The organism is uncultured Chitinophaga sp., from assembly GCF_937874145.1.
In the GTDB taxonomy this organism is placed as follows: Bacteria; Bacteroidota; Bacteroidia; order Chitinophagales; family Chitinophagaceae; genus Chitinophaga.
This window is the reverse complement of record NZ_CALNBI010000077.1, coordinates 1-6751: the sequence shown is the minus strand read 5'-3', so window position 1 is coordinate 6751 and position 6751 is coordinate 1. Positions and strand designations below refer to the sequence as shown.

General features: G+C 53.5%; 6 protein-coding genes. 4 read left to right on the top strand and 2 right to left on the bottom strand.

What is annotated here, in order from left to right:
* The 4 genes from Q0510_RS03580 to Q0510_RS03565 form a co-directional block, all read left to right on the top strand.
* Positions 1-319: M28 family peptidase (locus Q0510_RS03580; protein ID WP_298708335.1), on the top strand; the 319-nt coding region annotated here is incomplete at its 5' end.
* A 203-nt stretch (positions 320-522) separates the two neighbouring features.
* Positions 523-930 carry a hypothetical protein gene (locus Q0510_RS03575; RefSeq protein WP_298708333.1) on the top strand — a complete coding sequence of 136 codons (408 nt, stop codon included), beginning with the start codon at positions 523-525 and terminating at the stop codon, positions 928-930.
* A gap of 5 nt (positions 931-935) precedes the next feature.
* Positions 936-1436, top strand: a complete 501-nt coding sequence (locus tag Q0510_RS03570; RefSeq protein ID WP_298708331.1) for a type II toxin-antitoxin system antitoxin SocA domain-containing protein — start codon at positions 936-938, stop codon at positions 1434-1436.
* A complete protein-coding gene (locus Q0510_RS03565) occupies positions 1405-1866 on the top strand; it encodes a hypothetical protein (protein ID WP_298708330.1) in 462 nt (153 codons plus the stop codon). The genes Q0510_RS03570 and Q0510_RS03565 overlap by 32 nt, the downstream gene beginning before the upstream one ends.
* Positions 1867-1908: 42 nt before the next feature.
* Here the strand turns inward: Q0510_RS03565 and Q0510_RS03560 are convergent, their stop codons facing one another.
* On the bottom strand, positions 1909-4341 hold the full coding sequence (locus tag Q0510_RS03560) for a transglycosylase domain-containing protein (RefSeq protein ID WP_298708329.1): 2433 nt from the start codon (positions 4339-4341) through the stop codon (positions 1909-1911).
* 101 nt (positions 4342-4442) lie between these two features.
* Positions 4443-6751: tetratricopeptide repeat protein (locus tag Q0510_RS03555; protein ID WP_298708328.1), on the bottom strand; the 2309-nt coding region annotated here is incomplete at its 5' end.

Here is a 6751-nt window from a genome sequence, read left to right as displayed (position 1 = left end):
TGATGCCAAACGTGGTGTTGGTATCGGTGGTTATGGCACGGCGAAGGAATGGCCGGAGATTTTCAAGGGCGTGCAGGATGGAGGGATCAAGTTCTTCACCGACGGTTCCGGCAAGGGCGGCAGCGACCATCATAGTTTTTATATCGCGGGCGTTCCGGTGTTGTTTTTGCATACGGGTGGGCACGACGATTATCACAAGCCTACGGACGATGCGCCGAAAGTGGATGCTGCGGCCGAAGCGGGGATTCTGAAAATCGCGATCCAGCTGATCGATAACGCGATGAAATTTGACCGTCTGACTTATGTGACCCAGGATTAAAAGATTCGACAGGCAGATAAGGCGCGTACCGTTTAACGGCACGCGCCTTTTTTATTTTCATCATTTTAAAAAGGCGGTTTTCTTCGATTTATAGAGAAACTCTCCGCATTCCGGAGATATTCTCACCCTTTTTTCCATCACCGGATTACTGCGCTCGTTACATTTGATAACGCAACCACATCATTAAAAAAACTACGATTGTTATGTTAACGACCATCGATTGGGAGAAATTCCACCGGATACTGGGTACGTATTTGTTTATGGATGACCGCATGACTTTGGGGTTCGATGAACATCTGGACCTGATGTTGAACGTTCGCGAGGACCTGCGTAGTCTGACGAGGCTGATAGATACGCTGGCAGGTGAGATCGGGCAGCATATTCCCAGATTCACTTATATGCTGGCCCGCGACACGGTGATCGTGCTGATTCCCTGCATACGCCTGACGCGGAATGTAGTGCTGGAAATCAGGAGGGCGCTGTCGCTGGCGGATGCCGAAGCCGAGCTGGAGGGCCTGGAGCGTGCGGTGGGCGGGCTGCACGAAGTAGTGGTGGAACTGACGCGCGGCCATATGCAGGGCGCTCGCGTAATGCACAATACTTTAAATTGATAATCATGTACACAGCGAATCAAATTGCCAGTTGGTTTCTCATGCACCTGGATGCCGATGCCGGGGATACGATCTCTCCGATGAAGCTGCAGAAACTGATATATTATGCGCAGGCATGGCACCTGGTCATGTATGACGAGCCATTATTCGAAGATAGGATTGAAGCATGGGGGCATGGACCAACGGTGCCTTCTGTTTACAAGCGTTTTAAGGACGAATTCCGGGAAGGAATCCCTTTTGAAGCGTTGTATAATGAGGAGTATGATTGTCCAAAACTATCTATTGAACTGGAAGATTTCCTAAAAGATATCCAATTCAGGTATGGAGAGCATTCCGCTAGATTTCTCGAAAATCTGGTATGCAGGGAACTGCCTTGGCGAAAAGCGAGAAGGAATGCGGCAGGAGCCATACCCGATTATTCCCTGGCTGAGATCACCCGGGAATCCATGAAAGCTTATTACTCAAACTTAAAATATGGACAGCAGCCGCGAACGGCGACGATTTGATTCATCTGTTGATGTTAACCCACAGCATTTCGTGCATCATGAAAATTACCATGTAGAAAATTCCTATAGCACGAATTCAGAAGATGACATCAAGATGCTCGTCTCAGTTACTTTTTTGCAACGCAAATTTGAATGTTTTTCGCAATGGGGGAAGCCGGAAATGAAAAGTTTTTGGCGATTCCTGGATAAACTGGTACGCTCAAATTGGCTGGATTTAATAAAGACCGCGGGGAAAAGCGGTAAATCTGGATTTGGGTTGACGAAAATCCGGAAGGATTTGTACCCTGCCGGAGGGTACATTTATGGTGTTGATGCAGATCAGGCATTTTATGAACTGCGGGTGGACGAACGGAGGAGGATTCACGGATTCCAGAAGGGCAATATATTTCACATCTGCTACCTCGACCGGAACCATCGCATCTGCTCATAAAAAAAGAGCGTGCATTTTTGGTACACGCTCTTTTGGGTTATGTTAGTTGTTGTTCTTTGGTTTCGCAGGCATCAGCGCTTTTGGTTGGGTGCCTGATTGCTGAGGCTCGTCGCGCTTGGGGGCTTTTTCTTTCGGAGCGTCTTTAGGTTCTTTTTGTTCCTTCGGAGCGTCTTTGGGCGTTTCTTTCTGTTGTTCTACAGGTTCGCCGTAAGCGCCGACGTCGATGCTTTCATAATCGCTGGCACCACCGTTGCCCACATCTTCCGCTTCTGCACCCGGCTGTATGTTGTTTTCATAATTGAAATACAGGTCGTTGTGCATATTCGGCGGAATGGGGAATTTGGAATTCGGATCGATGCCGAGGGTTTTATCTGCATATACTTTCTGCAGGAACAGCGCAAAGATGGGAAGACCGGTATTGGCGCCCTGACCCAGCGAGGTGCTGTTGAAGCGGAGGTAGTTGTTATCGCAGCCCACCCATGCGCCGGCGAGGAGCTGAGGCGTATAGCCGAGGAACCAGCCGTCGGTATTGTCGTTCGTTGTGCCGGTTTTACCCGCTACTTCGCCGGGGATATTGTAACGGAAACGTAACCTGGCACCGGTACCGCCGCTGGCCGTCACGCCTTCCATCATTTTTACCATCGTGTAGGAATCGATCTCGCTGATCACTTCCTTCTTCTCGGGAACGTATGTTTCGAGGATGTTGCCGAAGCGGTCTTCAATACGGGTAATGTAAATGGGCGTAGTGATCACCCCGCGCGCGGGGAACATCGTGTAGGCACGGAGCATGTCGTACAGGGAGATCGTCGAAACCCCCAGTGCAATGGAAGGATACGGTTCGATCTTGGTCGACTGGAACCCGATCTTGTCGTTGGCGAAGTTGGCGAATGACTTGGCGCCGAATTGCTTGATGAGGTAAGCGCTTACCAGGTTGAGCGATTTCGCCAGTGCGCCCGCCATGCTGATGGATCCGCCCACGCTGCCTTCGGAGTTGCGGGAGAGCGTCCAGTTGCCAATGGTAACAGGCTCGTTGGGCAACATCGTATTGGGATTGAACCCGTTCATCAGGGCGAACAGGTACAGGAACGGCTTGAAGGTAGAACCTACCTGGCGCGTGGTCTTGAATACGTGGTCGTTCTTGAAATAACGGAAATCAGGTCCGCCCACCCAGGCTTTGATCTCGCCGCTTTCAGGGTCCATGGCCATGAAACCGGACTGAAGAATGGCGCGGTGGTATTTAATGGAATCGACCGGCGTCATTGTCGTATCGATCTCGTTCTGGTCCGTATTGGTGTAACTCCGCCATCCGAAGGCTTTCATCTTGGTCGGCGTGTTGAAAGCTTTTTCGATGTCTTCATCGCTGGCGCCTTCTTCCTTCATGCTGCGGTAGCGGTCGGTGTCTTTGATGAAGTTCTGCAGGTCCCTGGAGGCGATCGGCCCTGTCCAGATTTTTCCGGATTTGATGTTGGACTGCTGCTGGAAGGATTTCTGGAGATCTTTCAGGTGATGCGCTACCGCTTCTTCTGCATACAGCTGCATGCGGGGATTGATGGTGGTATAGATCTTCAGGCCGTCGCGGTACAGGTTGTATTCGGTGCCATCGGGTTTCTTATGCTCCTTGCACCAGGCCTTCAGCTCGCTCCGCAATACTTCCCGGAAGTAGGGGGCCAGCCCCTTGTTGTGGTCGAGCTTGTTGTAGCGGAGCACGATGGGACGGGCCTTTGCCGCCTCGCCTTCGGCGCTGGTAACGTAACCTTCGCTCACCATGTTGTCGATCACCGTATTGCGGCGGTTGAGCGCTACTACGGGATTGCGGCGGGGATTGTACTGGGTGGAGCCTTTCAGCATGCCCACCAGGGTAGCTGCTTCTTCGATCGACAACCGGGCGGGATCTTTACTGAAGAAAGTCCGTGCGCCGTTCTCGATGCCGTACACGTTATCGCCGAATGCCACGGTGTTGAGGTACAGCGTGATGATTTCTTTCTTGGTGAGGTTTCTTTCCAGCTTGATGGCGATCACCCATTCCGAAAGCTTCTGGAAAGAGCGCACCACCAGGTTGCGGGAACGCGTTTTGCCCTCGCCGTCCTGCTGCAGGTTGAGCGCCAGCTGCTGGGTAATGGTGGAGGAGCCGCGCTTCTTCCCAATCATCAGGTAGAAAGGTATGGCTGCCGTAGCTTTGGCGTCGATGCCGGAGTGACTGTAAAAGTTCCGGTCTTCCGTGGCCAGCAGGGCGTTGAAAACGTTTGGAGAAATATCCTTAAAGTCGATATTGGAACGGTCGACCTGGAGGTATTTACCCATGATGGTACCATCCTCCGCGATCACCTCGGAGGCCAGGGCCGTCCGCGGGTTTTCGAGTTCCTCCATGCTGGGCATGTGTCCGATCAGCCGGAGATTGATCAGCAGGAGGAGGATGAGGAATAAGGACACCCCGCACCCGAAAACCACCCATAATATTTTTACGGATTTTTTCATATGTTAAAAAGTGTGAAACAGTCTGTTTACTGCAAAATTATGCTTTTTCCCCTGCGTTTCATAGGCCGGGTGGCATAGCTGACGGGTTTGTATCGCAAATATTATTCCGTTATGTAGTTGTTGCCGAAGAATTTGCGGTAGCCCTCCAGGTCTTTGGTATTATTTAACAGAATGAAGTTTTCACGCGAGATGATGAAAAGCCGGTAATCGGTAGGCCGTATCCGCGGGATGATGGTTTCGCTTGCCACGCGGGACACCTCGTCGAAATACGTAAGTGCTTTATTCTCATCAGGGAACAGCCTGACGATCACCATGATTTCATTAGGCGTCAGCGCATACATGCTGGTTTGCAGCTGCTGGGAAGCGTGTTTTTCACTGTTGTATTTCGAGAATTGGGACACTGCTTCGTCGATCAGTACTTTCGATACCCGGTCGAAGTGGATCACCACGAAATGCGGAATCGATGCCTTTTCGTCGCCCAGCTGGTAGGGGGTGACGGGTTTCACCGGCGCGGGAGGCGGCACATTCGCCACGGCTGCGGCGGAATCCGCTTTGGCTTTCAGCGCCAGCGAGTCCGGCAGGTTGGGCGTTGGCGTTTGCCAGGGGTAGCGGATGCGGATGTTTTCGTCCACCATGGCGGTTCCGCTGCTGTCGCGCTTGATTTCCAGGTTGGTGAGGTATTCCGTCAGCTGCTGGCGGCGCTCAAGAGCTTCCTGGATGGCTTTGGCCTGCCCGAGGATCGCGGCGTCTCCCGGATACTTGGTGATCACCGAAGCGATGGCGGCTTTGCCTTCGTCGTCGGGCCGCGTTTTGATGATAGCCATGGCCTCCAGCAAGTCGAACTTCGGCTGGAGGGAACTGTAGCCCACCGTGGAGTCGGACACCTTGCGGAGCACGAACACAGTATCGTAGTTGCCATCGCGGAAACCATTGTAAGCGGCTTCGTAAATGGCTGCGGCAGCCTGCGTCTTCTCTTTATCTTCCTTCTTCTCCAGGCCGTAAGTCAGGATGCTGGCGTACTGGCTGCCGGGGAACTGGGTGAGGATCTGGTTTTTGAATTTTTGAGCCTGATCGTTGTGGTTCAGCTTGTTATGCCATGCATACAGGCTGTAAAGCACTTCCACCTTGCGCGGATGCTCCGGGAACCGCAGCAACAGGGAGTCATACGTGTGAATTCCCTCACGGGTATCGTCGAGCTTATCGGTATAGAGCTTGCCCAGGTCGTAGAATGCGTCCTGCTGGCGGGAGCGGGAGGTTTCCAGCTTCTCGGGGGTGTCGGGCAAACGGCTGGCGAGCAGGGTGCTAGTGATGCTGTCGGCCGGGAGTTCGGCGATGGACGGCGCCCCCGTGCCTTCGGCCCCTTCTGTTTCGGTGGAGTTGCCAATACTGCTGTTGGTATTGCCCGCCAGCAGGGAGCTCGCCTGGCTGCGGCGCCAGTTGTCGCCCAGCGCGCGGTTGCCCCAGCGCCGGCGGAACTCGCTGAACCCGGAAGACTTGTTGGTTTGGTTGTAAAAATACCATTCCCCGCCTTCCATATTCGGCCCGAACGCCGCATTATTGTTGTTTTTGCTGATGTTGAAAGTTGCATTGTCCCTCGCCGAGGTGCCACCGCCTTTCTTCCCGCCTTCCACCGGCGGATTCTTGGCCGCCTTGATCGCCGCCACCTGCGAAACGAGGAAAGAATCCCGCATGGCGGGAGACATTGCCGCGATCTGCTGCAGGCTGTCTTCGTCATGAATAACCTGCACTTTCTCCGCCACCGCGCCCAGCGTTTCTTTCCGGGCAGTCACAACTTCGCGGTCATGGAAATCGGGCCCCATGATGGAAGCCGTACTGTCGTAGTACCGTTGTGCGTCGCGGTAATTTTTACGGAAATAGTAGATGTCCGCCATCCCTTTGAAAGTCAGGGTTTTCTGGAACATATTGGCGCTTTCCACCCGCAGTGATTCATTCAAAAAACCAATGGCGCGTTCGGGATCATCGTTGGCGCACAACACGGCCATATTATACCAGATCGCGTCGCGGAAAGGGATGAAACGCTCTTTGCGGAGCATGCCCTGCAGCGCGGCGATGCTCTCTTCGAGGCTGCCTCCGTTCACTTTGGCGTTGGCTTTGGCGATCTGCACCCGGGCGTTGAAATCGATCGTGGCGTCGGGTTTGGCGGCGATCACCTCGCGGAAGGCGGTCATGGACGAGTCGTGCTGCCCTTTCCAGGCGTACAGCTGTCCGAGGATGTAATACATGCGCGCCTTCTGGTCGCGGCCGCTGCTTCCTTTTTTCAGGGCTGTTTTCAGCGGTTCGATTGTTTCGGCGTACATGCCCTGTTTATAGAATTTCCAGGCCTGGAGCTCGGCGAGCTGCCCGTCGAGCCGGCGGGCATCGTCGACGTCTAGAGTGGTCTCCGCGAGGT

Excerpts from the sequence above, each read along its gene's own strand:
- Q0510_RS03575 (WP_298708333.1), top strand. The coding sequence starts at position 523 with ATGTTAACGACCATCGATTGGGAGAAATTCCACCGGATACTGGGTACG.
- Q0510_RS03570 (WP_298708331.1), top strand. The coding sequence starts at position 936 with ATGTACACAGCGAATCAAATTGCCAGTTGGTTTCTCATGCACCTGGAT.
- Q0510_RS03565 (WP_298708330.1), top strand. The coding sequence starts at position 1,405 with ATGGACAGCAGCCGCGAACGGCGACGATTTGATTCATCTGTTGATGTT.
- Q0510_RS03560 (WP_298708329.1), bottom strand. The coding sequence starts at position 4,341 with ATGAAAAAATCCGTAAAAATATTATGGGTGGTTTTCGGGTGCGGGGTG.